The sequence below is a fragment of the Neobacillus drentensis genome (genome assembly GCF_036966985.1).
In the GTDB taxonomy this organism is placed as follows: Bacteria; Bacillota; Bacilli; order Bacillales; family Cytobacillaceae; genus Neobacillus; species Neobacillus drentensis_E.
In genome coordinates, this window is the sequence record NZ_JBALSN010000027.1 from 1 (window position 1) to 24,982 (window position 24,982).

27 protein-coding genes and 1 pseudogene are annotated in these 24,982 nt (G+C 39.6%); 25 read left to right on the forward strand and 3 right to left on the reverse strand.

What is annotated here, in order from left to right; all coding sequences use genetic code 11:
• From V7659_RS01710 to rsmI, 6 genes are all read left to right on the forward strand, one after another.
• A partial coding sequence (locus tag V7659_RS01710; protein ID WP_335537707.1) for a DNA polymerase III subunit delta' C-terminal domain-containing protein occupies positions 1-624 on the forward strand: 624 nt, incomplete at its 5' end.
• Positions 617-1,444, forward strand: coding sequence for a PSP1 domain-containing protein (locus V7659_RS01715; RefSeq protein WP_098576747.1), 828 nt, complete (start codon positions 617-619; stop codon positions 1,442-1,444). The genes V7659_RS01710 and V7659_RS01715, both read left to right, overlap by 8 nt.
• Before the next feature lie 13 nt (positions 1,445-1,457).
• Positions 1,458-1,829, forward strand: a complete 372-nt coding sequence (gene yabA / locus V7659_RS01720; protein ID WP_335537711.1) for a DNA replication initiation control protein YabA — start codon at positions 1,458-1,460, stop codon at positions 1,827-1,829.
• Between the two features lie 52 nt (positions 1,830-1,881).
• On the forward strand, positions 1,882-2,634 hold the full coding sequence (locus tag V7659_RS01725; protein ID WP_335537712.1) for a tRNA1(Val) (adenine(37)-N6)-methyltransferase: 753 nt from the start codon (positions 1,882-1,884) through the stop codon (positions 2,632-2,634).
• Complete coding sequence (locus V7659_RS01730) at positions 2,621-2,908, forward strand: GIY-YIG nuclease family protein (protein ID WP_335537713.1); 288 nt, start codon at positions 2,621-2,623, stop codon at positions 2,906-2,908. The genes V7659_RS01725 and V7659_RS01730 overlap by 14 nt, the downstream gene beginning before the upstream one ends.
• Positions 2,886-3,758: a 16S rRNA (cytidine(1402)-2'-O)-methyltransferase gene (gene rsmI / locus V7659_RS01735; RefSeq protein ID WP_335537714.1), complete on the forward strand. Its 873-nt coding sequence runs from the start codon at positions 2,886-2,888 to the stop codon at positions 3,756-3,758. Before V7659_RS01730 ends, rsmI begins: the two co-directional genes overlap by 23 nt.
• A 54-nt stretch (positions 3,759-3,812) precedes the next feature.
• Here rsmI and V7659_RS01740 read toward each other — a convergent pair whose 3' ends face one another.
• Positions 3,813-4,097: an AbrB/MazE/SpoVT family DNA-binding domain-containing protein gene (locus V7659_RS01740; RefSeq protein WP_026565480.1), complete on the reverse strand. Its 285-nt coding sequence runs from the start codon at positions 4,095-4,097 to the stop codon at positions 3,813-3,815.
• A gap of 484 nt (positions 4,098-4,581) precedes the next feature.
• On the opposite strand from V7659_RS01740, the gene metG reads away from it, so the two are divergent.
• The 18 genes from metG to V7659_RS01830 all read left to right on the forward strand — a co-directional run bounded on the left by metG (position 4,582) and on the right by V7659_RS01830 (position 21,617).
• Complete coding sequence (gene metG / locus V7659_RS01745; RefSeq protein ID WP_335537715.1) at positions 4,582-6,549, forward strand: methionine--tRNA ligase; 1,968 nt, start codon at positions 4,582-4,584, stop codon at positions 6,547-6,549.
• A 226-nt stretch (positions 6,550-6,775) separates the two neighbouring features.
• A complete protein-coding gene (locus tag V7659_RS01750) occupies positions 6,776-7,543 on the forward strand; it encodes a TatD family hydrolase (protein WP_335537716.1) in 768 nt (255 codons plus the stop codon).
• A 235-nt stretch (positions 7,544-7,778) separates the two neighbouring features.
• Positions 7,779-8,963 (forward strand): ubiquitin-like domain-containing protein, encoded by a 1,185-nt coding sequence (locus tag V7659_RS01755; RefSeq protein ID WP_335537718.1) that lies wholly within the window; start codon positions 7,779-7,781, stop codon positions 8,961-8,963.
• Positions 8,964-9,203: 240 nt separating this feature from the next.
• Complete coding sequence (rnmV, locus tag V7659_RS01760; protein ID WP_335537720.1) at positions 9,204-9,764, forward strand: ribonuclease M5; 561 nt, start codon at positions 9,204-9,206, stop codon at positions 9,762-9,764.
• Positions 9,757-10,638, forward strand: coding sequence for a 16S rRNA (adenine(1518)-N(6)/adenine(1519)-N(6))-dimethyltransferase RsmA (gene rsmA / locus V7659_RS01765; RefSeq protein ID WP_335537721.1), 882 nt, complete (start codon positions 9,757-9,759; stop codon positions 10,636-10,638). The genes rnmV and rsmA overlap by 8 nt, the downstream gene beginning before the upstream one ends.
• 259 nt (positions 10,639-10,897) lie before the next feature.
• On the forward strand, positions 10,898-11,785 hold the full coding sequence (yabG, locus tag V7659_RS01770; RefSeq protein WP_335537722.1) for a sporulation peptidase YabG: 888 nt from the start codon (positions 10,898-10,900) through the stop codon (positions 11,783-11,785).
• Positions 11,786-11,991: 206 nt separating this feature from the next.
• A complete protein-coding gene (gene veg / locus V7659_RS01775) occupies positions 11,992-12,255 on the forward strand; it encodes a biofilm formation stimulator Veg (protein ID WP_066249244.1) in 264 nt (87 codons plus the stop codon).
• 165 nt (positions 12,256-12,420) lie between these two features.
• The gene (locus V7659_RS01780; RefSeq protein WP_335537723.1) at positions 12,421-12,606 is read left to right on the forward strand and encodes a small, acid-soluble spore protein, alpha/beta type; all 186 of its coding nucleotides are present in this window, start codon (positions 12,421-12,423) and stop codon (positions 12,604-12,606) included.
• 244 nt (positions 12,607-12,850) lie between these two features.
• The gene (ispE, locus tag V7659_RS01785; RefSeq protein WP_335537724.1) at positions 12,851-13,720 is read left to right on the forward strand and encodes a 4-(cytidine 5'-diphospho)-2-C-methyl-D-erythritol kinase; all 870 of its coding nucleotides are present in this window, start codon (positions 12,851-12,853) and stop codon (positions 13,718-13,720) included.
• A gap of 56 nt (positions 13,721-13,776) precedes the next feature.
• Positions 13,777-14,595, forward strand: a complete 819-nt coding sequence (gene purR, locus V7659_RS01790) for a pur operon repressor (RefSeq protein ID WP_335537725.1) — start codon at positions 13,777-13,779, stop codon at positions 14,593-14,595.
• A 15-nt stretch (positions 14,596-14,610) separates the two neighbouring features.
• Positions 14,611-14,985, forward strand: a complete 375-nt coding sequence (locus tag V7659_RS01795; RefSeq protein ID WP_144555609.1) for a RidA family protein — start codon at positions 14,611-14,613, stop codon at positions 14,983-14,985.
• 152 nt (positions 14,986-15,137) lie between these two features.
• A complete protein-coding gene (gene spoVG, locus V7659_RS01800; RefSeq protein ID WP_026565468.1) occupies positions 15,138-15,428 on the forward strand; it encodes a septation regulator SpoVG in 291 nt (96 codons plus the stop codon).
• A 206-nt stretch (positions 15,429-15,634) separates the two neighbouring features.
• Positions 15,635-17,008, forward strand: a complete 1,374-nt coding sequence (glmU, locus tag V7659_RS01805; protein WP_335537729.1) for a bifunctional UDP-N-acetylglucosamine diphosphorylase/glucosamine-1-phosphate N-acetyltransferase GlmU — start codon at positions 15,635-15,637, stop codon at positions 17,006-17,008.
• Positions 17,009-17,031: 23 nt separating this feature from the next.
• Positions 17,032-17,988 carry a ribose-phosphate diphosphokinase gene (locus tag V7659_RS01810; protein WP_335537731.1) on the forward strand — a complete coding sequence of 319 codons (957 nt, stop codon included), beginning with the start codon at positions 17,032-17,034 and terminating at the stop codon, positions 17,986-17,988.
• A gap of 155 nt (positions 17,989-18,143) precedes the next feature.
• On the forward strand, positions 18,144-18,776 hold the full coding sequence (locus tag V7659_RS01815; RefSeq protein ID WP_335537732.1) for a 50S ribosomal protein L25/general stress protein Ctc: 633 nt from the start codon (positions 18,144-18,146) through the stop codon (positions 18,774-18,776).
• Between the two features lie 175 nt (positions 18,777-18,951).
• Complete coding sequence (gene pth / locus V7659_RS01820) at positions 18,952-19,515, forward strand: aminoacyl-tRNA hydrolase (RefSeq protein WP_335537733.1); 564 nt, start codon at positions 18,952-18,954, stop codon at positions 19,513-19,515.
• 142 nt (positions 19,516-19,657) lie between these two features.
• Positions 19,658-19,888: an anti-sigma-F factor Fin family protein gene (locus V7659_RS01825; RefSeq protein WP_144555614.1), complete on the forward strand. Its 231-nt coding sequence runs from the start codon at positions 19,658-19,660 to the stop codon at positions 19,886-19,888.
• Positions 19,889-19,988: 100 nt separating this feature from the next.
• A complete protein-coding gene (locus tag V7659_RS01830; protein ID WP_335537735.1) occupies positions 19,989-21,617 on the forward strand; it encodes a CarD family transcriptional regulator in 1,629 nt (542 codons plus the stop codon).
• Here the strand turns inward: V7659_RS01830 and V7659_RS01835 are convergent.
• Complete coding sequence (locus V7659_RS01835; RefSeq protein WP_335537736.1) at positions 21,559-21,873, reverse strand: MFS transporter; 315 nt, start codon at positions 21,871-21,873, stop codon at positions 21,559-21,561. The genes V7659_RS01830 and V7659_RS01835 overlap by 59 nt on opposite strands.
• Positions 21,874-22,132: 259 nt before the next feature.
• Positions 22,133-22,492, reverse strand: a pseudogene (locus tag V7659_RS01840) (class I SAM-dependent methyltransferase); the annotation flags it as partial.
• A 592-nt stretch (positions 22,493-23,084) separates the two neighbouring features.
• On the opposite strand from V7659_RS01840, the gene V7659_RS01845 reads away from it, so the two are divergent.
• Positions 23,085-24,982, forward strand: a 1,898-nt coding sequence (locus V7659_RS01845; protein WP_335537737.1) for a S8 family serine peptidase, incomplete at its 3' end; no start/stop codon positions are given.

Sequence of the window (24,982 nt, forward strand, 5' to 3'; positions counted from 1 at the left end):
TCTAATAGTTTACTCAAATTCTTAGAGGAACCAAATCCCGGGACGGTTGCCTTTCTCTTAACAGAACAACCGCAAAAGATATTGCCAACGATCCTTTCTAGGTGCCAAATACTAACATTCCATCCATTATCACCACAAGTGATGATTAAACAATTGGTGGAAAACGGCGTAGAACCGCAGAAGGCACCATTGCTATCACAATTAACCAACAGTTTAGATGAAGCCCAAAATTTAAATGTCGATGAATGGTTTGCACAAGCCCAAAAAATAGTGGTAAAATTATATGAGGTGTTGAAAAAAAATCCGCTAGAAGCAATGGTAACGCTTCAGGCTGATTGGTTTTCACACTTTAAAGAGAAAGAACAGATACACCGTGGTTTAGACCTTTTACTTCTTATTTTTAAGGATTTACTATATATACAATTAGATAGGCAGGAGCAGATTGTTTTTCGAGAGGAAAGCGAACGGCTGCGACAATTTGCCCTGCATACATCTGGACGGCGCATATCGGATCAAATGTCAGCTATCCTTGATGCAAAGAGGAAGCTGGAGAGGAATATGAATCCTCAGCTGATGATGGAACAGCTTGTGTTAAAATTGCAGGAGGGATCTTCATTTGTATGATGTTGTAGGAGTACGCTTTAAAAAAGCGGGGAAAATCTATTATTTTGATCCAGGGGAACTCTCCATCGAAAAAGACGACTTTGTCATTGTCGAAACAGTTCGTGGAGTGGAATATGGCAAAGCAGTAATTGCTCGCAAACAGGTTGAGGAGCATGATGTTGTCCTTCCACTCAAAAAAGTGGTTAGAATTGCCGACCCGAAGGATAAGATGATCGTTGAAGAGAATAAGCAAGCAGCAAAAGAGGCCTATGAGGTTTGTAATGAAAAAGTGAATGAGCATCAACTGGATATGAAACTAGTCGATGTTGAATATACATTTGATCGAAACAAAGTGATCTTCTATTTTACTGCTGATGGGAGAGTTGACTTCCGTGAGCTTGTAAAGGATTTAGCAGCTATTTTCCGGACGAGAATTGAATTACGCCAGATTGGTGTTCGTGATGAAGCGAAAATGCTTGGCGGTATTGGTCCATGTGGAAGAATGTTATGCTGTTCCACCTTCTTAGGGGATTTCGATCCCGTTTCGATCAAAATGGCAAAGGACCAAAACCTATCATTAAATCCTACAAAAATATCTGGATTATGCGGCAGATTAATGTGCTGTTTAAAGTACGAAAATGATGAATATGAATCTGCTAAAGCATTGCTGCCGGATTTAGGGGAAATCATTGAAACACCGCAAGGTAAAGGAAAAGTAGTAGGATTAAATATATTAGAGCGGGTACTACAGGTTGAACTGAAGGAACAGGAACGCGTTCTGGAGTATACCTTGGAGGAAATCAATAAAGAAGGTGCCTTTTCTATACAATCCACAGATTAACGAGGTGGAAGACGTGGATAAAAAAGAAATATTTGAATCAGTAAGTAATATGGAAACACAAATTGGCCATCTTTACCAAAAGCTAGGAGAATTAAAGCAGCATTTAGCCGAGATACTAGAAGAGAATCATTATTTAAAGCTCGAAAATGAACATTTGAGACGCCGTTTAGATGTAAGGACCGAAGAGGAAAAGAAAGAAACAGAGAATAAAAAAGGGTCATCTGTACCCGAGACGTCTGGTGTTAAGCCATTTGATGTAGGGGAAGGATATGATAACCTTGCCCGTCTATATCAAGAAGGTTTTCATATTTGTAACCTTCATTTTGGAAGTTTACGCAAAGAAGGCGATTGTTTATTCTGCCTTTCCTTTCTAAATAAGAAATAATTTAAAGAGGCTGAAAATAATCAGCCTCTATTTTCATACATTTTGTTGGAGGATGGAAACCTTGGTTAACTTAAAGGAAGATGAGCGGTTAGATTATTTGTTAGCAGAAAACTTACGGATTATCCAAAGTCCGTCCGTTTTTGCCTTTTCCCTTGATGCTGTTTTACTTGCAAGATTTGTCTATGTTCCGATTCAAAAAGGAAACATAATTGACCTATGCAGCGGGAATGGTGTGATTCCTTTATTTTTAAGTGCACGTACGAAAGGGCAAATAACTGGTGTTGAAATACAGGAACGATTGTACGATATGGCCGTCCGAAGTATTGAATATAATCAGCTAGAAAGTCGGCTGAAAATGATTCATGGTGACATCAAGGAGATTCATAAGCAACTGGGGCATGGCAAGTTTGATGTTGTTACATGTAATCCACCCTATTTTACTACACCTTCTAAGGAAGAAATGAACCCCAATGAACATCTAGCTATTGCTCGCCATGAAATTCTTTGCACATTAGAGGACGCGGTTAAGGCCTCGAGTCAATTAGTGAAACAAGGCGGAAAGGTGGCCTTTGTCCACCGGCCTGGACGACTGTTGGATATCATTACATTGATGAGAGAATACCGGCTTGAACCAAAACGGATTCAATTTGTTTATCCGAAGAAGGGAAAAGAGGCAAATACTCTTTTGATTGAGGCGATTAAGGATGGCAGTCCAGATTTAAAAATTCTCCCACCGTTATTTGTCTATAATGAAACTAATGAATATACTTCAGAAATAAAAGAGATTCTATATGGAGAAAAATGAACATTTCTTTTATGTGCTTACCTGTAAGGACGGGAGTTTGTATGGTGGATACACGAATAATCTGGAAAAGCGGATCAAGATGCATAATGAAGGAAAAGGGGCAAAGTATACACGGGGCCGAGGACCGGTCGAACTTACATACTATCGATGTTATGAAAATAAAGGCGATGCACTAAGGGCAGAATACAATTTCAAACAATTAACTAGAAAGAAAAAAGATGAATTTTTAATAAGAGAAACAGGTGATAGCCATGTGGCAGCAAAAGAGCTTTGAAAATGAGGCAACAAAAGGGATTTTATATCTAATCCCTACCCCTATAGGGAATTTAGAAGATATGAGTTTCCGGGCCATTCGATTATTAAAAGAGGCAGACCTAATTGCTGCTGAAGATACACGGAATACAAAGAAACTTTGCAATTACTTTGAAATTGGAACACCCGTGGTCAGTTATCATGAACACAATAAAGAAACAAGCGGTGATAAATTGATTCAAAAGGTAAAGGAAGGGTTAAAAATAGCCCTTGTAAGTGATGCGGGGATGCCTGCAATTTCTGACCCTGGTTATGAGTTAGTGTTAGCCGCTACACGGGAAAAGGTAACAGTGGTTCCTTTGCCAGGTGCAAACGCCGCATTGACCTCATTAATTGCTTCAGGGTTGCCGTGTCAGCCATTTTACTTTTTTGGATTTTTAAATCGAAATAAAAAGGAGAAGCGTTTGGAATTAGAAGCTTTAAAGTGGCAGTCGGCAACGTTAATCTTCTATGAATCTCCGCACCGGTTAAAAGAAACCTTATCAATTATGGTTGATGTGCTGGGAAACCGGAATGTGGCCATATGCAGGGAATTAACGAAAAAGTATGAGGAATTTATTCGAGGAACAATCGATGAAGTAATCGCTTGGACTAATCAGGATGAAATTCGCGGGGAGTTTTGTTTGATTGTGGAAGGGACCGATCAGCAGCAGGAGGAAGCACCAAGCTGGTGGCAAAGCTTAACGCTTGAAGAACATGTAAATCATTATATTTCCGAAAAAAATATTCCTTCGAAAGAAGCGATTAAGCTAACGGCGAAAGACCGTGATATGAATAAAAGAGATGTGTATCAGGCCTATCATGTCGAATAATGAAGTGATCATATGAATAATATAAAAGCTCCAGCAATGTGCTGGAGCTTGTTCTTATTTTACTAATTCAAAGTTGTTTTGAATTTCTTGAATTAATTGTTCTGCACCTTCACGGCTAAGAATCAATTTACCGCCAGCAAGAGATAGATTATCATCAGATACTTCTCCTGTTACTTGGCAAGTCATATTTGGCTTGTATTTCTTTAAGATGATACGCTCATCATCCACATAAATTTCAAGAGCATCTTTTTCAGCGATACCAAGAGTACGTCTTAATTCGATTGGAATTACCACACGGCCTAACTCATCAACTTTACGAACGATACCTGTAGATTTCATTTTTACTAGCTCCTCTCATATTATGAACATATTTTTCTCTATCTATTTCTTCGTCATTATTCGACAAATTTTTCATAACCTTATAATACAAGAAATTCCCATATCCGTCAATTATTAAATTATGAAAAATAATTGTATAACTGTTTAACTTAAAAAAGTGTTGATTTGTCAACATTTTATCTAAAAATTTACTAAATACTACCATAATAATATTATTGGTTTTTAGTAGGAATGTTTGTTCGACTCGGTAATATTCGACAAAATCCTGCATATTTTGTTACTATTGAACTACAAATACTTCGAAGGACGTAAAGCGTTTATGGGTGTAATAGGGTAATAATTTTAAAAATCTGGAAGTTAACGATCGCGTGTCTCCTTGCACAAAAGTTGAATTTTAGGTATATTTTGATGATAGAGACGGGAAAAAACAGGCAATAATGGTTTAATAGGGTTGTGCACTCGCCAACCATTGGAGGGATACAAAATGGAGAATAAATTAAAGACTTTTTACCTGACGACACCGATTTACTATCCTAGTGGAAATTTACATATTGGGCATGCCTATACAACTGTTGCAGGTGATGCAATGGCACGATATAAGCGGTTGCGCGGCTATGATGTTATGTACTTAACTGGGACGGATGAGCATGGACAAAAGATTCAACGGAAGGCAGAAGAGGCGGGGATTACTCCGCAACAGTATGTGGATGGAATTGTTGATGGTATTCAAGAGTTATGGAATAAACTTGATATTTCCTATGATGATTTTATTCGAACAACCCAGGATAGGCATAAACTGGTTGTCGAAAAAATCTTTGCAAGACTCCTTGAACAAGGAGATATTTACCTCGATCAGTATGAAGGCTGGTATTGTACACCGTGTGAATCCTTTTTTACGGATCGGCAGCTAGTGGATGGGAATTGTCCAGATTGTGGCAGACCCGTTGAAAAGGTTAAAGAAGAATCTTACTTTTTTAGAATGAGTAAATATGTAGATCGTCTATTGCAGTATTATGAGGAAAATCCTGATTTTATCCAGCCTGAATCTCGTAAGAATGAGATGATTAATAACTTTATCAAGCCAGGTCTAGAAGACTTAGCTGTATCGAGGACCACGTTTGATTGGGGAATTAAGGTGCCGGGAAATCCAAAACATGTCATTTATGTTTGGATTGATGCATTATCCAACTATATTACAGCGCTCGGATTTGGGACAGACAATGATGCTAAATACAAAAACTATTGGCCGGCTGATGTACATCTTGTCGGGAAGGAAATTGTTCGGTTCCATACCATCTATTGGCCAATTATGCTCATGGCATTGGATCTTCCACTTCCAAAGAAGGTTTTTGCCCACGGCTGGTTGTTAATGAAAGATGGAAAAATGTCCAAATCGAAGGGGAATGTGGTTGACCCTGTCACCCTAATTGACCGTTATGGTCTCGATGCTCTTCGTTATTATCTATTAAGAGAAGTTCCATTTGGAGCGGATGGCGTCTTTACACCAGAAGGATTTGTTGAACGAATTAATTTTGACTTAGCAAACGATCTTGGCAATCTTTTAAATCGTACCGTTGCGATGATTGAAAAGTATTTTAACGGGGTTATTCCTGATTATACTGGTTCTATCAGTGAATTTGATGCGTCACTCCTGCAAGTGAATCAAGAAACCGTTCATAAATATGAGGAAGCAATGGAGAAAATGGAATTCTCTGTAGCGCTAACAGCAATTTGGCAGTTAGTCAGCCGGACCAATAAATATATTGATGAAACTAAACCATGGACATTAGCGAAGGACGAGGCTAATCGCGAGGAACTAGCTAGTGTAATGGTTCATCTAGCCGAATCATTACGAAGAATTGCCATTTTACTACAACCGTTCCTAACACGTACTCCGAATGCGATTTTTGCGCAACTGGGTATACAAGAGGAATCACTCAAAGCATGGGAAAGCCTAGCTGACTTTGGCTTGATTCCAAATGCAACAAAGGTTGAGAAGGCTGCACCAATTTTCCCAAGGCTTGAAATTGCAGAGGAAGTAGACTTTATTAAGACGAAAATGCAAGGTTCTGCCCCAGCAGCGGAAGAAAAGAAAGAAGAAAAGCCAGAAGAACAACCAGAAGAAATCGATGAAATTGCGATTGATGATTTCATGAAAATTGATTTGCGTGTCGCTGAGGTTATTCAAGCCGAGCCGATTAAAAAAGCAGATAAACTTCTTAAACTTCAACTTGATTTAGGATATGAAAAACGTCAGGTTGTTTCAGGAATTGCTCAATATTATAAGCCTGAAGAATTAGTCGGCCGCAAGGTGATTTGTATTACGAATCTAAAACCAGTCAAACTGCGCGGCGAATTGTCACAGGGCATGATTTTAGCCGGCTCAAAAGATGGCCAACTTTCTTTGGCAACAGTCGATCAAACATTAGCAAACGGTGCTAAAGTAAAATAATAAATATAGTTAAGGCGCCTGTTAAGGGCGCTTTTACTTTTAGTTATATCCAGCTCCAGGGCCTAGTGGCTCGGGGTTATAAGCCCCTGAACAAGGCGCTTCCGCTTTTAAATGTTCCACGTGAAACAAATTTCGGGACATTTCCTTTTTTATTTTATCTTTTGACATTAAACTGCTGTAAGTGCACAATTTAGAGAAAAATAAGGAAAAGAGGTTCTTGCTTACTATGCTATTCGACACACATGCACATTTAAATGATACCCAGTATAACGAAGACTTAGAAGAAGTGATTGGAAGAGCAGAACGTGAAGGCGTCACCCATATGGTGGTTGTCGGATTTGATCGTCCAACCATAGAGCGAGCTATGCAATTAGCCGAAACCTATGACTTTATTTATGCCTGTGTTGGCTGGCATCCAGTTGATGCGATTGACATGACGGAAGAAGATTTAGTGTGGATAGAGGAATTAACTGCCCATCCAAAGGTTGTTGCGATTGGTGAAATGGGTTTGGATTATCACTGGGACAAATCCCCGAAGGATATTCAAAAGGAGGTTTTCCGGAAACAAATTAGGCTGGCTAAAAAGGTGAAACTGCCAATCGTTATTCATAATCGCGAAGCTACTGCGGATATCGTGGGAATTTTAAAGGAAGAAGGCGCAGAAGAAGTAGGCGGAATTATGCACTGCTTTAGCGGCAGTCCTGAAGTGGCGATGGAATGTGTCAAAATGAACTTCTACATATCTTTAGGCGGTCCAGTGACCTTTAAAAATGCTAAAAAGCCGAAAGAAGTAGCAGCTGAAGTACCGTTAGAAAAGCTGTTAATTGAAACGGACTGCCCTTATTTAGCTCCCCATCCGTACCGTGGAAAAAGAAATGAGCCTAGTTATGTAAAACTTGTGGCTGAACAAATTGCCGAAATAAAAGGGTTGACATTTGAGGAAGTGGCGGAAGCTACGACACGAAATGCTAAAAAATTATTCGCCATAAAATGATAGGGAAATTTGTCGAAGTCAGTGGAAGCTTGTCTTAAAATTTAATGATAACAAAAAGTTCTACACGTCTCCTTTTCTACATAGGATAACCGTGTCGAGAAGTTTCTCTTTGCAAATATTCTAACTTTGTGCATAATTAGAAATACCCTCGCAGAGTATGCAAGGATAGACAGCCGACAGCATGGTTCATTAATCTCTCTAAGAAAAGGAGGCGTTTTTCATCGTATTCAAAACCATGAAAAACCTGTTTCCCCAGTCTTTGAGCCGGAAGACATTGACCATTGCTTTTGCTAGTTTCGTAGTTTTGTTGACATCTCTTGGAATTCTTTTTTATGAAGGGTCAAAGAAAACTGTTGCCATCACTCTTAACAATCAGCAAAAGGTCGTAAAGACACATGCGGATACAGTCAATGAATTATTTGAGGAAATGGATGTATCCATCCGCTCACAAGACTATTTGCAACCAAAGGCGAATTCAAAGGTGAAGGACCACCTTATGGTCGTATGGAAGCAAGCTAAACAGGTTCACATTGTCAAGGACAACGAGAAGAAAACGATCTGGACGACAGCTGATTCCATAGCTGGACTCCTAAAAGAGCAGAAAATTGTTTTGAGCAAACATGATGAAATCTCACCTAGGCCGCAAGCAGCAATTAAAGATAAGATGAAGGTTGGAATAAAGAAAGCGTTTCATCTTACATATGTTGACGGCGGTAAAAAGCAACAAGTTTGGGCCACTTCGGCTACGGTCGCTGACTTTTTATCACAACAGGGCATTAAGCTAAACCAACTAGACCGAGTTGAACCGTCATTAACAGAAACCATCGCTAAGAATGGTGTTGTTAACGTCATTCGAGTAGAAAAAGTCACCGATGTAGTGGAAGAACCTGTTCAATTTGCTGTGGTAACCAAGAAGGATGAAAGTTTAGAAAAAGGCAAGGAAAAAACCATTACCAAGGGTAAAAAAGGCCGCATTTCTAAACAGTATGAAGTCTGGCTTGAAAATGGCAAAGAAGTATCTAGAAAATTAATAAGTGAGCAGAAGATTGCAGAGAAACAAGATAAGGTTGTGGCTGTCGGAACGAAGGAATTATCATTACAAGTTTCCCGTGGTACTGCTAATGAGCCGGGAAAAGAGTTTTATGTGACTGCAACTGCCTATACAGCGTATTGCAATGGGTGTTCAGGAAGAACAGCAACCGGACTTAATCTCCGTGCGAATCCGAACATGAAGGTAATCGCGGTTGACCCGAGAGTCATTCCACTTGGATCAAAGGTATATGTTGACGGTTATGGTTACGCTGTGGCGGGTGACACAGGCGGTGCCATTAAGGGATATATCATTGATTTATTCATGCCATCAAAAAGTGATGCATACCGCTGGGGGCGGAAAAAGGTAAAGATTAAAGTACTAGATTAATTTCCTTTATGCAGAGGGTCCTATCCTCTGCATTTTGCTTTTTTCGTAAATTTCTTTATACTAACAACGAATACATACTTATAAAAACAGTATACCCAGTTAAGCAGATGGGTAATCTTTTCTTACTTAATTGTATGAATCTGTTTGATAATATAGACGATGGACATTACAAAAATGTTTCAAGTTTTTTTCAATTTTTTATTTTTTTATTACGGAGTTACGGAGGCCTACATTAACAAAATGAAGATTAAAGAAATTATTGTTGTAGAGGGCAAGGATGATACAACAGCGATTAAACGAGCAGTAAATGCTGATACAATTGAAACAAATGGGTCGGCTGTAAATGGGACTACCATAGAAAAGGTACGGCGTGCGCAAGAGACAAGAGGCGTAATCATCTTTACCGATCCTGATTTTCCAGGTGAGAAAATTAGGAAGACAATTGCTGAAGCTGTCCCTGGTTGTAAACATGCTTTTTTAACAAAGGAAGCGGCGATGGGAAAAGTCGGGGAAAGCCTTGGTGTGGAGCATGCCAGTCCAGAAGCAATCCAAGAGGCACTAAAGGATGCCCAGGTTATGAGTGAGACGTATACAGAAGAAATAACACAAGAGGACTTACTTACCGCTGGACTTGTTGGCGGCGAAGGAGCGAAAGAGAGAAGAATCATCCTGGGTGAATTTTTAAAAATAGGATATACAAATGGGAAACAGCTCCATAAACGCTTAATGATGTTCCAAATCAGTAAAAAAGAATTTTCAGAAGCACTAAGGGTTGTACGTCAGGAGGAACTACATGAATAACAAAGATATTGCTACCCCGGTAAGGACAAAAGAAATTTTAAATAAATACGGTTTTTCATTTAAGAAGAGCCTCGGTCAAAACTTTTTAATTGATACAAATATTTTAAAAAAGATTGTCAGTTTTGCGGATCTCACAGAAGATTCTGGTGCGATTGAAATCGGACCAGGTATTGGTGCGCTTACTGAGCAACTGGCCCGGACGAGTAAAAAAGTCGTTGCCTTTGAAATCGATCAACGGTTATTGCCTATCTTAAAGGACACGTTATCGCCATATCAAAATGTAAATATCATTCATAACGATGTGCTAGAAGCAGACGTTGCCCAAGTCATCACTGAAGAATTTACTGAAACTAACGATATAATGGTTGTTGCTAATTTACCTTATTATGTGACTACGCCAATCATTATGAAGCTTCTTGAAGAGCATTTGCCAATCCGCGGAATTGTTTGTATGCTTCAAAAAGAGGTGGCAGACCGTATTTCAGCAAAGCCTGGGACAAAGGATTATGGTTCTCTTTCCATTGCTGTTCAGTATTACACAGAGGCTGAGACCGTCATGATTGTCCCAAAAACAGTATTTGTCCCGCAGCCAAATGTTGATTCAGCAGTTATTCGTTTGACTAAGAGGGAACAACCAGCGGTTAAAGTGACTGATGAAGTGTTCTTTTTCCAAGTGACAAGGGCAAGTTTTGCTCAGCGTCGGAAAACCCTGCTTAACAATCTAACAAGCCAGCTGCCTGATGGAAAACAAAAAAAGGAGCAAATCCTTCAAGCCCTAAGTGCCAGTGGGATTGATCCTACCCGAAGAGGCGAGACCCTTTCCTTAGAAGAATTTGGCCGTTTAAGCGAAGCATTATATCCGTTTTTCCATTAGACCCTAGTTAAAGGGTCTATTTTTTTACTATGAGAATTTCAGCACACTGTTGATTGGCGCGGAAGGCACGAAGACTNNGAGACCCCGCAGGAGCAAAGCGACGAGGAGGATCTCCGGCACGCCCGCGGAAAGCGAAGTGACTGGAGCGCCAATCAACAGACTAATTTAATAGTCCTTTTCACAAATAGCTAGGGTATTGCATAGCCTATGAGAGAAACCTTATTTAGGCCTATTTACTGGTCTTATTGGAGTGACGACAGTGGATATAAAAATAAATGATATTGTCGGCAGGAGCTCGTATAACTGTGATATTCTATTTCGTATAATTGATGTCCGAAAAATAAACGACCAGAAGTTTGCAGTCCTATATGGAGAGGATTTCCGCCTCGTAGCAGATGCCCCATACGAGGATTTGGTTGTTATTGACCATAATCAAAGAGCCAAGCTGAAGAATGAATACCGGACATTGGAGGAGCAGTCATTTCGGCTGTTTACTCAAGATGTAGAATTAATTAAGCACCGGCAGGAATACGCGGCGACTGGCGGCTATGCAAAACCAAGTAATTATTTTCAAATGCCAGGGAAGGTTCTCCATCTAGATGGTGATCCATCCTATTTAAAGAAATGTATGACGGTATATGAAAAAGTGGGGATCCCTGTTATGGGGATACATTGTAATGAAAAGGAAATGCCTGAGCGAATTGGTGACCTGATTGACACGTATCGTCCCGATATCCTTGTGATCACTGGACATGATGCTTATTCAAAAGCAAAAGGGAAGATGACAGATATTAATGCGTACCGTCATTCAAAACATTTCGTTCAAACGGTGAAGGAAGCACGGAAAAGAATCCCCCACTTGGACCAACTTGTCATCTTTGCTGGTGCGTGCCAATCGCATTTTGAATCATTGATTCACGCCGGTGCAAACTTCGCGAGTTCTCCCTCAAGAATTAACATTCATGCCCTAGACCCTGTATATATCGTTGCTAAAATAAGCTTTACACCTTTTATGGAACGAATTAACGTATGGGATGTATTACGAAACACCTTAACAGGTGAAAAGGGACTTGGCGGGATCGAAACAAAGGGAGTGTTAAGGACAGGGATGCCTTATCGGCCAATCCAAGAAGAGGAAGATGAATAAGCCTTTCCAAAACGAAAAGGCTTATTTTTTTATTTTATGGCCGATACATATTACCCGTAATTTAAGGCAAGCTAAAAATGTTGAATTTTAGTAGAAAAAGTAGAACAAAACATATTGACAATCTTTTTGTTTGACTGATATAATTTATGTTTTTGTTTGACATAACTATGTCAGTGTGTTATACTTTACACAGTGAGGTGGACCGAATGCCAAAAACCTTAGCCGATATTAAGAAGGCTCTTGACACAAATTTAGGGAAAAGATTACTGCTTAAAGCCAATGGTGGACGTAGAAAAACCATTGAACGTTCCGGTGTTTTAGCGGAAACTTATCCATCTGTTTTTGTTATTGAATTAGATCAGGATGAAAACTCATTCGAACGTGTTTCTTACAGCTATGCGGATGTATTAACAGAGACAGTTCAAATCACTTTCTACGAAGATGCATCAGGACATTTAGCCTTAAATTAGTATATAAGCAATCTGCAGCAGTAAACGAATGTTTACTGCTTTTTGCTATTTATAAAGCGAAATCTATTAGATGATGAGTCTAGAGAGATCGTGCAATGTGATCCATCATAAATAACGATTTCTATCCCATACTAATAATGCTGCAGTATGAAAGGGGTTGTTTAGATGGGCAGAAGAAAAGGAATAATGTCCAGTCACTTTAAAGAAGAGTTGGCAAAGGAACTTGGATTTTATGATGTTGTTCAAAAAGAAGGATGGGGCGGCATAAAGGCAAAAGATGCAGGGAATATGGTCAAGCGTGCTGTTGAACTTGCACAAGAACAGTTAGCCAATCGGAGTCCTAGAGGTTGACTTCTAAAAAAGGCACTTCCGCTTATAATTTTAATCAATCACTTACTGCAGCGAGACCAGAGGAACATGTTCCTCTGGTCTTTTTTTCTCCAATATCTGACTTTATTTTTATAAAACATATAATAAATTATGAAATTTGATAGGATTTCGCATATCTCACGTCTTACTTTTATCATTTTGTGGTAAAATAGGACAAAATGTGGATTTTCGGAAACAGTGGATTATACAGAAGTAGGTGGACGTAGTGAAGCTTTTAGTAAAAGCACCGGCCAAAATAAATTTAGCATTAGATGTTTTACACAAACGCCCGGATGGCTTCCATGAGGTGGAAATGATTATGACCACGATTGATTTGGCGGACCGGGTAGAGTTAGAGTTATTAAATGAAGATAAAATACATATCCTTTCTCACAATCGCTATGTCCCTGATGACCAGCGTAATTTAGCTTTTCAGGCTGCCCAGCTCTTAAAAGATCGATTCCATGTTAAACAAGGTGTGATGATTTCGATTGAAAAAACCATTCCGGTCGCAGCTGGACTTGCGGGAGGAAGCAGTGATGCTGCAGCCACTTTAAGAGGTCTAAATAAACTTTGGAATCTTGGATTAACCATGGATGAATTGGCCGAACTTGGCAGTGAAATTGGATCGGATGTTTCCTTTTGCGTATATGGCGGGACAGCCTTGGCAAAGGGGAGAGGAGAAATTATTACACAAATACCCGCCCCGCCGACATGCTGGGTCATCCTGGCGAAGCCTTTTATAGGGGTGTCGACAGCTGAAGTATACAGAAGGCTCGCTATTAATGAAACGGTCCATCCTAATATCGCTGGTATGATTGAAGCAATCCATGAGCATGATTACCAAAAGGTATGCAGCAACGTTGGGAATGTTTTAGAAGAGGTAACGCTAAACCTTCATCCTGAAGTTGCTCTCATTAAGGAACAAATGAAGCGTTTTGGTGCGGATGCAGTCCTAATGAGCGGGAGCGGGCCGACCGTGTTTGGAATTGTTCAGCATGATTCAAGAATGCACCGAATTTATAACGGATTAAGAGGATTCTGTGATCAAGTATTTGCTGTCCGAATGTTAGGAGAACGACACTCACTTGATTGAAGACGTACGAAAATGGTATCCTTAAGTTAGAATATTCGTGTTTTTGGGGGCTTGTTATGAAATTTCGCCGCAGCGAACGATTGATTGATATGACAAATTACTTACTGGACCATCCTCGACAATTAGTTCCGCTTACCTTTTTTGCCGAACGTTATGACTCTGCGAAATCCTCGATTAGTGAAGATTTGGCGATCATCAAAGAGACGTTTGAAAACAGAGGAATTGGAACGATCCAAACCGTGCCCGGTGCATCTGGCGGGGTAAAATTCTTTGTAAAAGTAAGCCATGAAAAAGCGGTGCCTTTTATCAATGAATTGTGTGATCTGATTGCCAATCCTGACAGGTTGTTACCTGGAGGGTATTTATACTTAACAGATATTTTAGGCAATCCGCAGGTGGTCCAAAAAGCAGGGCGCATTATCGCCTCTGCTTATACCGACGCAAAAATAGATGTGGTCATGACTGTGGCCACAAAAGGAATTCCACTTGCCTATGCCGTGGCAAGTCAGTTGAATGTTCCTGTTGTGATTGTCCGAAGAGATAGTAAGGTTACCGAAGGTCCGACTGTTAGTATTAATTATGTATCTGGTTCAACGAAAAGAATACAAACAATGGTCCTTTCGAAACGAAGTATGAAAGAAGGTTCCCGTGTCCTGATTGTGGATGATTTTATGAAGGCTGGCGGAACAGTTATGGGGATGATCAGCCTGCTTGAGGAATTTAATGGCCATCTGGCGGGAATTGCTGTGTTAGTAGAAGCAGAAAAAATACAAGAGCGGCTTGTCGATGAATATACTTCGCTCGTACAATTGGCTAATGTAGATGTAAAAGAAAAGCAGATTAATGTCCAAGCAGGCAATTATTTAAAAAAGTAGATGGAGGGAATTTCTATGAAAATAATTCAAACTAATCAAGCACCGGCTGCAATTGGCCCATATTCACAAGGAATTATTGTTAATAATTTGTTCTATAGCTCTGGACAAATCCCATTGACAGCTGAAGGGTCTTTAGTAACAGGCGATATTAAAGAACAAGCTCACCAAGTATTTCAAAATTTGCAGGCGGTATTAACAGCTGCAGGTGCATCATTTGAGACAGTGGTAAAGACCACAGTATTTATTAAAAATATGGATGATTTTGCTGCATTAAATGAGGTCTATGGCGAATACTTCTCCATTCACAAACCTGCGCGTTCATGTGTCGAGGTTGCTCGATTGCCGAAAGATGTATTAGTGGAAATTGAAGTGGTCGCACTCGTTAAATAAGAGATTAGATCTTTTCCTTTCGTCTATTGTTCCATAGTGTTCACTATTTCGCCCTAATTTTTCAAAAATATTTTGAATATAAAGAAGGATTTTTGAAAAGATTGTTGAATTTATTTACTTAGCTTTTTATCTAAAGAAAAGGGTGTGAGCACATGGAAGTAACTGACGTAAGATTACGCCGCGTTAGCACAGATGGAAGAATGAGAGCGATTGCATCAATCACTTTGGACAATGAGTTTGTCGTTCATGACATTCGTGTTATTGACGGAAATAACGGTTTATTCGTAGCTATGCCAAGCAAACGTACTCCTGATGGAGAATTTCGTGACATTGCGCATCCAATCAATTCAGGAACACGCGGTAAAATCCAAGAAGCTGTTTTGGCTGAGTACCACCGTCTAGGTGAATTGGAAGTAGAATTTGAAGAAGCCGGAGCTTCCTAAGGATTTTTACAACTAGGGCCTTTCTTCTATGAAGGCTCTTTTTATTGTGCAAAAGGCACTTCCTCCCCTTATCAGCCTCTTACCTTTCTCTCAGTTTAAATTAATTCATTATTACAAAAATAGACACTTCCTTCACATACCTTGAAAAGAGCGTTCAATTACGTTAATATTTTTAGTGGATAAATAGGTTAATTGGAGGACTGTTCATGTCTAATCGTTATGCTGTGATTTTAGCCGCGGGACAAGGGACGCGGATGAAATCTAAGCTATATAAAGTATTACACCCGGTATGCGGAAAACCAATGGTCCAACATGTGGTTGACCAAATAACGAAACTTAATATAAAAGAAATTGTCACAATTACTGGTCATGGGGCAGAAATGGTCCAAGCACAATTAGGTGACAGAAGTCAATATGCTCTTCAGGACCAGCAGTTAGGAACTGCCCATGCTGTAAGCCAAGCACAGCATATCCTTGAAGGCAAAGCAGGAGTAACGATTGTTGTATGTGGTGATACTCCTTTAATTAGAGCAGAAACAATGGAAGATTTATTTAAACACCATGAAGAATTAGGAGCAAAAGCGACGATTCTTACAGCAAGAATTGAAGACCCGACTGGATACGGCCGAATTATTCGTAACGCTGACGGTTTGGTAGAAAAAATTGTTGAACACAAAGATGCCTCGGAAGATGAAAGAAAAATCAATGAAATTAATACAGGAACCTATTGCTTTGATAATACAGCCTTATTTGAAGCGTTAAAGAATGTTTCGAATGACAATGTACAAGGCGAATATTATTTACCTGATGTCATTGAAATTTTAAAGAAGCAGGGGGAAGTTGTCACAGCTTTCCAAACAAATGAATTTGAAGAAACACTAGGTGTGAATGACCGTGTCGCTCTTGCAGAAGCAGAGCGAATTATGCGCGCACGAACAAATGCAGCTCATATGAGGAACGGGGTAACCATTATTGACCCTGCCAATACCTACATTGAAACGGATGTTGAAATCGGGCAGGACACGGTGATCTATCCAGGAACGATGATTAAAGGTAAAACCGTAATTGGATCTGAATGCCACATTGGTCCAAATTCAGAAATAGATTCGTGTGAAATTGGTGCGGAAACGGTAGTCCGTCAATCAGTTGCACATAATAGTTCTATTGGTGCTCATGTCAATATTGGGCCATTTGCTCATATTCGCCCAGAATCGACAATAAAAGATGAAGTAAAAATAGGCAACTTCGTGGAAATTAAAAAAGCTGTCTTTGGAAAAGGAAGCAAAGCCTCCCATTTAAGTTATATCGGTGATGCAGAGGTAGGTTCTGATGTGAACATCGGCTGCGGTTCCATTACAGTTAATTACGACGGAAAAAATAAATTTTTAACTAAGATTGAAGATGGAGTCTTTATTGGCTGCAATTCAAATCTAGTTGCCCCTGTTACTATTGGGAAGGGTGCATATGTGGCGGCAGGTTCGACGATTACGAAAGATGTACCAGGCGATGCCTTATCGATTGCCCGGGCACAGCAAGTGAATAAGGAAAATTACGTCCAAAAGCTGAATCTAAAGAAATAAGTGAATGATTTTAGGAGGCTATCATGTCGAATCAATATTTAGACCCAAATCTTAAGGTGTTTAGTTTAAATTCAAATCTCCCTCTTGCAAGAGAAATTGCGAAATTCATCGGTGTTGAATTAGGAAAATGTTCGGTCACAAGATTTAGTGACGGTGAAATTCAAATTAATATCGAAGAAAGTATTCGTGGCGGCGATGTGTATGTTATCCAGTCGACTAGCCAGCCAGTAAATGAAAATATCATGGAATTATTAATCATGATTGATGCGTTAAAAAGAGCATCAGCCAAGACTATTAATATTGTTATGCCTTATTATGGCTATGCACGTCAGGATCGTAAGGCACGTGCCCGTGAGCCAATTACGGCTAAATTAGTGGCAACTCTGCTTGAAACGGCAGGAGCGACCCGTGTTATCTGTCTTGATTTGCACGCACCACAAATTCAAGGATTCTTTGATATTCCTACAGATCATTTAATGGGTGTACCGATCTTAGCGGATTATTTTAAAACAAGAGAATTCGAAAGCGATATTGTCATTGTCTCTCCAGACCATGGTGGAGTGACAAGAGCCCGCAAAATGGCTGAGCGGTTAAAAGCACCAATTGCGATTATTGATAAACGCCGTCCAAGACCAAACGTGGCGGAAGTCATGAATATCGTCGGTAATATCGAAGGAAAAACAGCGATTTTGATTGATGATATCATTGATACAGCCGGAACAATCACTCTAGCTGCAAACGCCCTAATTGAAAACGGTGCATCAGAAGTGTATGCTTGCTGTACTCATCCAGTCTTATCAGGACCTGCGATCGAACGAATTCAAAATTCAAAAATTAAAGAATTAGTTATTACCAATTCGATTGCACTTCCAGAGGAGAAAAAGATTGATAAAATCATTAACCTATCCGTTGCTCCGCTTCTTGGTGAAGCAATTATTCGGGTTCACGAAGAGCAATCCGTAAGTACATTGTTTGATTGATCAAAAGTTTAAGGATCTGGCCAATAAGGCTGGATCCTATTTTGTGTTAAAGACATCTTCCTGTTTTAGATAATCCGCTAAAAAAATGTTTAGACCCACCTGTTTTGGGGCATTTTTATATAGACAGTTTTCGATAATATAGGAGGGTGTTAAACATGAGTACTGTTTTACAGGCAAAGGAACGGAAGGAACTCCGTCACTCAGAATTAAAGCAAATTAGAACGAATGGAAATATCCCGGCCATCATTTATGGTACCAAAGTTGATAGTAAGCCAGTGTATGTTAGTTCGGCTGACTTAACGAAAACAATCCGCCAAGTGGGCCGGAATGGAGTTATCTCTTTAGATGTGGACGGCAGCAAACAGGACGTAGTCTTAACCGATTACCAAGAGGATTCAATTAAAAGAGAAATCATCCATGTTGATTTCTTAGCGGTCGATAAATCCTCGAAGATTAATGTAGAGGTAAGACTTGTTTTAGCTGGGGATGCAGCAGGTGTAAAGGATGGCGGTGTCTTACAGCAGCCGCTTCATCAATTATCGATTACATCGACACCGGATAATATCCCGCAACAAATTGAGGTCGATGTAACGAATCTGCAGGTAGGCGAAACGCTAACCATTTCAGACATTCTTAACCAAGGATCTACTTTCCAAATCAACCATGAAAATGATGAAGTGATTGCTTCAATCCTTCCTCCAAAACAAGAAGATGAGATCAATGCAGGAGAGCAGCAAGATGGCGGACATCCTGATAATGAAGAAGGCAGAGAGACCACTCCAGAATAAAAAGACCTGCACCTTAGGCTAGACAATGTTCTCCATTCACTGTAAATTAAAGAGTAGCAACAAGGCGTAATCTTTACAAGGTTACGTCTTTTACCTCATTACACTCTCATGGGGGAAAAACATGTTTCGAAAATTATTTAAAAGGTTGGCTAAACCGGAAGAGGTGGGACCCAGAATGAAATTAATAGTTGGTTTAGGTAACCCTGGGAAACAATATGAACATACGAGGCACAATATTGGATTTGAAGTCATTGATGCACTATCAAGTACTTTTTCTATTCCACTTAACCAGTCTAAATTTAAAGGGCTGTATGGAATGGGTTTTTATAACGGCGAAAAGGCAATTTTGCTAAAACCGCTGACCTATATGAATCTATCCGGAGAATCAATTAGGGCTGTCATGGATTATTATGAAATAGCCCAGGAAGATTTGCTTGTTATTTATGATGATCTTGACTTGCCCGTTGGAAAGATTAGACTTAGGCAAAAAGGGAGTCCAGGTGGACATAATGGAATTAAGTCAACAGTTGCTCATCTTGGCACCCAGGAGTTTAATCGAATTAGAATTGGAATCGATCGCCCTCAAGCAGGAATGAGCGTGCCTGATTATGTCCTTGGCCGTTTTCGTACGGATGAAAAGGCACCAATGGAAGAAGCCGTGAAAAAAAGTGCAGAAGCCTGTGCAGCGTGGCTAGAGAAGCCTTTCTTGCAGGTAATGAATGAGTATAATCAGTCATGATGATTCATGAATTACCCATTTGTCTCATACAATAAAGCAATAAAAAGATATGTTGGGTCATGATGATAACGGTTTCTTATTGAATAAGTTCCTCCCAGAAGGTTCATACTATTAAGGAATCCTAGATTAGGGAGGGACAGGCGTGGCCATCCATTACCATTGTCGGCATTGTGGTACAAACCTTGGTTCAATTGACAAAGCATCCATACACAGCGAGGCCCTCGGTCTTCATAAATTAAATGATCAAGAAAGACTGGAAATGGTAGCGTATGACTCATCTGGCGATATTCACATCACAGCCATTTGTGAAGACTGTCAAGAAGCTTTAGAACGGACTCCGGATTACCACCAATACGATTTCCTTATTCACTAACCAGCTTTGGACTGATTATCCAAAGCGTTTTTCTATTTATAATTTACTAAAATAAGAATAATAATATGATTTTTGATGGAAGAAGGAGGGAGGAGAAACCTTGAATGCTTTAACATCGTTATTCCTCAAGCAGGAAGATGTCCATTCCGTGATTGCAGGGGTGGAGGAGGGCCTAAAGGAACAGCTGATTGCCGGGTTATCGGGTTCGTCTAGAACCGTATTAGCCGCATCTATTTACGAACAAATGAAAAGGCCGATCATGCTCGTCACCCATAATCTATTACAAGCCCAAAAACTTTATGATGATATTGTCAATCTATTAAGCGAGAAGGAAGTTTTCCTTTTTCCTGCTAATGAGTTAATTGCTGCCGAAATGAGCATTGCCAGTCCTGAATTAAAGGCACAAAGAATAGAGGCCTTAAACTACTGGAGCAAGCATAAAAAAGGAATATTAATTGTCCCGATAGCAGGATTAAAGAAAATTGTCCCGCCTAAGTCAATATGGGAGAAATACCAACTCTCGTTAAAATTAGGAGAAGATATAAATATCGACCAAACCTTAAATACATTTGTCAAAATGGGGTATGTTCGAGCTGAAATGGTGACAACGCCGGGAGAATTTAGTGTAAGAGGCGGAATCATTGATATTTATCCGCTGACGGAAGCCAATCCGCTTCGAATTGAATTATTTGATACAGAAATCGACTCGATTCGTTCCTTCTCATTAGAAGACCAGCGTTCGAAGGAAAAGGTTTCAGAGATTCAAATTGGACCGGCAACAGAGGTATTATTGGAAGCAGAGAATTATAGCCAAATTGTTGAGAAGCTTGAAGCAGGGTTAGGGAAAAGCCTTCGAAAGCTGAAGGATGATAAGGCAAAAATGCAGCTGTCACAGAATATTAGTTTTGAATTAGAGCAATTAAAAAATGGACAGAAGCCTGACCAAGTCTTTAAATACCTGTCACTAGCCTACGATAGCGCTAGTAGTCTACTAGACTACCTGCCAAGAAATGGACTTGTATTTATTGACGAAATAAGCCGGGTTCAAGAAATGAATGATTCATTAGTAAAAGAAGAGGCAGAATGGTATACAAGTTTACTCGGCACCGGTCAGATTGTCCATGATTTACATATTTCCCATGACCTTACTGTCCTTTTGCATAAAAAGGAATGGCCGATTGTTTATATGTCCTTATTTTTACGGCATGTGGCAAATACAAGTCCGCAAAATATTATTAATATTTCCTGCAAGCAAATGCAAAACTTCCACGGCCAAATGCATTTATTAAAAGCAGAAGTTGACCGATGGAAAAAAAGCAATTATTCTATTTTATTTTTAGGACCCGATGAAGAGCGGGTTAAAAAGCTAGAGCGTGTCCTCGAGGACTATGAAATCAATGCGAGCGTTATCAAGAGCGGACAACAGTTGCTGCCTGGTAAAGTTCAGATTATGCACGGAAATCTGCAAACGGGTTTTGAACTGTCAATCCAGAAAATAGCGGTGATTACTGAGGAAGAACTATTTAATAAACGAGTCAAAAAATCTACTAATCGCCAAAAACTATCAAATGCTGAAAGAATCAAGAGTTACTCTGAGCTGAAAATCGGTGATTATGTAGTCCACGTTAATCATGGTATCGGTAAGTATTTAGGGATTGAAACGCTTGTCATTAACGGCATTCATAAGGATTATCTCCATATCCGTTATCAAGGAACAGACAAACTGTAACTAAAAATCCTCCGGCTAATACAATTTTCTTTATGCCAATCTTTTGGGCCAAAACGCCAATAAGTGTTGAAATAACCAAAAATCCAAGTGAAATGATCGTAGCTAAAAATCCTGCCTGAGCGTAGTTGATAGCTAAATCTTCTTGCATAGAAGGCATTAATACACCATAGGCTAATCTTGCAAATCCTGATGTCGCAATGACCAACAAGTAACCTGCTATTAGTTGAGAAAACATTGAACTTTTTTTACTCGCCATTATTTCATCCTCCAATAAAAAACCGTCCGGTCTGTTTTTAACCAAAAAAAATATTTAAATCCAATTCTGTACTATAAAACATCTGATTTTAAAACATCGCTACTTCCTCAATCTTATTCAATTCACCTCCAGAAAAGAACTATCGGTCTGTTTTAATTTAACTACTTATTCGATAATAAGTCAATAAATTTTTAAGTATGTAAGATAAAGTTCTTGATTATAAAAATAAGGATAAATATTCCTTATTTTTATTTTAATAGTATAATATTTTATGGCTTGCAGCTGGATGGTCTTTAGGTCCAGGTCCTCCTACTTTCACTATATTTTGATAGGTTTCGTCTTGAAAAAACGCATCAGGAACACCACAACGAATATGACCTGATGGTTTTAAAAATTTATAACAAACTTTAGCTACATCTACACCTTCTTCATAGGTAAGATGCTCCCATACATGCTCAGCTAAAATAGCTGAGATAGAATTATTATCAAATCTACTTTCCCAAGTAGTCTTATCTAATAAGTTAAGTTCATCTTCTTGTGTTTGAATCCATCCAGGATTATTGTTAAACGCTCCTGCACCTACTACTACTTTAATTTCATCTTGTTTTGTAACCAACACTTTCACTTCATAACAAATTTAGTTCATTTAATATTTTCTTTGTTTACTTAGTTGAGTAAACTTAGGTAATTTTTATGATTTAATATCAAAATGTTAGTGAAATTGACTGATCATTTGACACGTTAATTGACAACTATTTTTTAGAGTACAACAACAATTGTCCTATAAAATAATTACATCCTTTAGGTTGTCAATTCTCTATAAAAAGTTAAAAAAGCCTTTATATAAAAAGAAAAATGGCATAGTAAGTTCTTATGCCATTTCATGTGTCAATTTATCGTTTTGCACCTCCAAACGGAACCCTTTAATAGAAAAAGGATAGGTTTTTTTTGTATATTTTCTGCCGTTATTCTATTTCCCTTCTTCCAACCTTCTATAGGATCAAATAAATCCAAAATTGATTCAATCCCTCGTTCTATTCTTTATTGATAACTAAAATGAATCATTATCATAACAAGGATGTCATTTACCAAAAAAAAATATCGCCATATAATAGCCATAGCATTTAGAATAGTCTTAATTTTTACCATTGTTAATAATAGTTTAATTTTACTATCCTTAAATGCAATACATTTTAGAGGTGATACATAAGATGAAAAAAAGAAATCAGTGGTTTAATGGGAGGACGGCAACTTGGCTTTTCACTTCAACCCTAGTATTCTCCAGTGCTAAATTTCCTTTTGTAGCTCCAACCGGTTTAGCACAGGGAATTAATGCCAATGAAGCAATGACACGTGTTATTGTCGAAATGGACGGCGCACCTGTGATTCACGCCCTGCCGAAGTCAGAAAAGATAGGAGCCGCTTCCAAATCAACGGTAAGTAAGTTGAAAGAACAAACCGAGAGCTTGAAACAGGCACAAGGAAAAATGTTACAAGCATTAAATGAAAAGAGGATTCCATTCAACAAATCTAACGAATATACGTTTACCTTGAACGGGATGGCATTACAAGTGCCCAAAAACAAAGTGGATGAACTGCGCTCCCTTCCAGGCGTAAAAGCGGTGTATCCGGATCAGGAATATCACGCAGACTTAGCCAACAGCGTTCCTTCGATTGGTGCTCCTGACGTTTGGTCCATGCACGACCAAGAAAATCAAGGAGTTACAGGGAAAGGAGAGACGGTCGCTGTGATTGACACTGGTGTGGACTATGCTCACCCTGACCTGGGAGGAGGATTCGGATCAGGGCACAAAGTACTCGGGGGGTATGATTTTGTCAATCATGATAACGACCCAATGGACGACTACGGCCATGGAACCCATGTTGCCGGAATCATTGCGGCTCATGGTAAAGTGACCGGGGTGGCACCTGATGCATCGATAACAGCCTATAAAGTCCTAGATAATAACGGATCAGGATATACATCCGATATCCTTGCCGGAATAGAAGCATCTATTTCTCCAGACAATCCATACCCGGCAGGTGTCATAAATATGAGCCTAAGCGGTCCAGGAAATGGCAGTGATCCCATCTCCCAAGCCGCCCAAAATGCGGTTGATGCCGGTGTAGTTGTTGTAGCGGCAGCCGGGAATTCAGGCCCTGGATATGGAACAATTGGTGCTCCTGCTATGGCTGAGGGAGTACTTGCTGTCGGCGCTAGTACAAGCGGTATCAAAGTACCTGACGCAAAAATGGTGGCCCCAGTTGAAGAGAATTTGTCCGTTACCCGCCTTGGGATTTCAGCTAACCCTCCTGAAGCAGCAATTACCCGCGAGCTGGTAGACGTTGGAGAAGGACGAGTGGAAAACTACGAAGGATTAGATGTAAAAGGAAAGATTGTTCTCATTCAATTGCCTTTATTGGCAGATTCACAGCAATACTATACAGCGGGGATTACAGCTCAAGAAAAGGGTGCCGACGCTGCGCTCTTTTTCGAGCCTTTGGAAAATGGTCCTTCTTTTAAAATAGGAGAAACTATACCATCTCAATATACATCCAACTTACCTGGAGAGTTACAAGCACAACATGAATTCCTGACAGGTTCATCCATGGACGGCCGGTTGGAATCGTTGGTCGCTATGAAAATTGACCAAATAAAAGCTGGGGAATTAAAGACCTACTTGTCCAAGGGACCTGTTAAAATCACGATTACAGGAAAAGACGCAACAGATCAAATTGCTAATTTTAGTTCCCGTGGTAATTCCGACCTACGAGCAAAGCCTGATTTAGTCGCTCCAGGTGTTGAAATCAATTCGACGTACATCAAGAAACAAGAAGATGATTCCGGTTACACAAGAATGAGCGGGACAAGCATGGCGGCCCCTCATGTGGCAGGTGCAGCTGCCCTCATAAAACAACTCCACCCTTCCTGGAAAGCTAGCGAGATTGCCAGTATTTTAAAAGAATCCGCGAAGCCGCTGGCATCATATGATGTGCTTACACAAGGTGCAGGAAGACTGGATGTAAAGGCTGCGGCGGAAACCAATGTCGTCGCCTCACCTAATGGATTAAATTTTGGATTTGCTGATTTAAAAGATTCTGAGATTCA

Bases quoted from the DNA above. Each gene is read 5' to 3' on its own strand.
- V7659_RS01725 (WP_335537712.1), top strand. From the start codon at position 1,882: ATGGAAACCTTGGTTAACTTAAAGGAAGATGAGCGGTTAGATTATTTG.
- V7659_RS01730 (WP_335537713.1), top strand. From the start codon at position 2,621: ATGGAGAAAAATGAACATTTCTTTTATGTGCTTACCTGTAAGGACGGG.
- purR (WP_335537725.1), top strand. From the start codon at position 13,777: ATGAAATTTCGCCGCAGCGAACGATTGATTGATATGACAAATTACTTA.
- glmU (WP_335537729.1), top strand. From the start codon at position 15,635: ATGTCTAATCGTTATGCTGTGATTTTAGCCGCGGGACAAGGGACGCGG.
- metG (WP_335537715.1), top strand. From the start codon at position 4,582: ATGGAGAATAAATTAAAGACTTTTTACCTGACGACACCGATTTACTAT.
- spoVG (WP_026565468.1), top strand. From the start codon at position 15,138: ATGGAAGTAACTGACGTAAGATTACGCCGCGTTAGCACAGATGGAAGA.
- V7659_RS01780 (WP_335537723.1), top strand. From the start codon at position 12,421: ATGGGCAGAAGAAAAGGAATAATGTCCAGTCACTTTAAAGAAGAGTTG.
- V7659_RS01835 (WP_335537736.1), bottom strand. From the start codon at position 21,873: ATGGCGAGTAAAAAAAGTTCAATGTTTTCTCAACTAATAGCAGGTTAC.
- V7659_RS01810 (WP_335537731.1), top strand. From the start codon at position 17,032: ATGTCGAATCAATATTTAGACCCAAATCTTAAGGTGTTTAGTTTAAAT.
- V7659_RS01755 (WP_335537718.1), top strand. From the start codon at position 7,779: ATGAAAAACCTGTTTCCCCAGTCTTTGAGCCGGAAGACATTGACCATT.
- V7659_RS01815 (WP_335537732.1), top strand. From the start codon at position 18,144: ATGAGTACTGTTTTACAGGCAAAGGAACGGAAGGAACTCCGTCACTCA.
- V7659_RS01750 (WP_335537716.1), top strand. From the start codon at position 6,776: ATGCTATTCGACACACATGCACATTTAAATGATACCCAGTATAACGAA.
- rsmI (WP_335537714.1), top strand. From the start codon at position 2,886: ATGTGGCAGCAAAAGAGCTTTGAAAATGAGGCAACAAAAGGGATTTTA.
- pth (WP_335537733.1), top strand. From the start codon at position 18,952: ATGAAATTAATAGTTGGTTTAGGTAACCCTGGGAAACAATATGAACAT.
- V7659_RS01795 (WP_144555609.1), top strand. From the start codon at position 14,611: ATGAAAATAATTCAAACTAATCAAGCACCGGCTGCAATTGGCCCATAT.
- V7659_RS01740 (WP_026565480.1), bottom strand. From the start codon at position 4,097: ATGAAATCTACAGGTATCGTTCGTAAAGTTGATGAGTTAGGCCGTGTG.
- veg (WP_066249244.1), top strand. From the start codon at position 11,992: ATGCCAAAAACCTTAGCCGATATTAAGAAGGCTCTTGACACAAATTTA.
- rnmV (WP_335537720.1), top strand. From the start codon at position 9,204: ATGAAGATTAAAGAAATTATTGTTGTAGAGGGCAAGGATGATACAACA.
- rsmA (WP_335537721.1), top strand. From the start codon at position 9,757: ATGAATAACAAAGATATTGCTACCCCGGTAAGGACAAAAGAAATTTTA.